Origin of the sequence: Clostridium sp. NSJ-49, assembly GCF_014287725.1 — a bacterium.
Lineage (GTDB): Bacteria > Bacillota > Clostridia > Clostridiales > Clostridiaceae > Clostridium > Clostridium disporicum_B.
This window is the reverse complement of the sequence record NZ_JACOOP010000113.1, coordinates 1-956: the sequence shown is the minus strand read 5'-3', so window position 1 is coordinate 956 and position 956 is coordinate 1. Positions and strand designations below refer to the sequence as shown.

The 956-nt window shown below is 29.1% G+C and carries 2 protein-coding genes; one reads left to right on the top strand and one right to left on the bottom strand.

Annotated features, from left to right (window positions below):
• Window positions 1-102 (bottom strand): IS1 family transposase (locus tag H8S10_RS17915; protein ID WP_347707662.1); only part of this gene is annotated, 102 nt, incomplete at its 3' end.
• A gap of 124 nt (window positions 103-226) precedes the next feature.
• Between H8S10_RS17915 and H8S10_RS17910 the strand changes: the two genes are divergently transcribed.
• Window positions 227-673: a GNAT family N-acetyltransferase gene (locus H8S10_RS17910; protein WP_055267898.1), complete on the top strand. Its 447-nt coding sequence runs from the start codon at window positions 227-229 to the stop codon at window positions 671-673.
• The last annotated feature ends 283 nt before the right edge of the window (window positions 674-956 follow it).

The window sequence follows — 956 nt, the reverse complement described above, 5'->3', positions numbered from 1 at the left end:
ACACTGCTTACATTGATACTTTTGTTTAGCCTGCTTATTCATACCAAACTTGTATAGTTTATCAGAATTACAGCGTGGGCATTTTATATTAGTTTTGCTCATTGTTCTTCTCTCCTTTTCGAAGGGGGTATTATTTAGTATCGCAAACCTATTGTATTTCCTTGGGCTGAGAAGAGCAATGTTCATATAACTTAACAGATCGAAGGATTGAAATAGGAGGCAATGTATGATAATTAGAAAAGCTGAACTTAAAGATTTAGAAAGGATTGTAGAATTTAACTATAATTTAGCTTTTGAGACAGAAGACAAGAGATTAGATAAGAATATATTACGTAGCGGAGTAAGAGCATTACTAGAAGATAAAAGAAAAGGTGTGTATCATGTCTGTGAAATAAATGATGAAGTAGTGGGGCAAATTATGTATACATATGAATGGAGTGATTGGAGAAATGGTTTATTTATATGGGTACAAAGTGTATATGTAGATAAGGAGTATAGAGGACAAGGGGTATTTAGAAGATTGTACAATCATGTAAAAGAAATGTGTGATAAAGATGAAAATATATGTGGTGTAAGGCTATATGTAGAATTTGAAAATCATAATGCTCAAAAGACTTATGAGTCTTTAGGTATGGAAAAGTGTAATTATTATATGTATGAATATGAGAAATAAGTATTAACCTAAGTGATGTAAATTAATTAAGGTGATTATATGTATATTTATAAACAAATAATAATATGATTTATTAGAGATGAGCATAATTGATCTTTTAAAAAGTGAATATTAATTAGAGATGAAAAAATAGGAAAATTAGGATTATTAGTAATAAAGTGACCAAAAAAGGGCAGACTATCCCTATGAGGATAATAAAATGTAAAATATTAGGTTGTTAAAGAGCTAACTAGCTCGTTTAAGCTTGCTTAGAGAACAAATCTTATCTTCCTTTTTATTAACA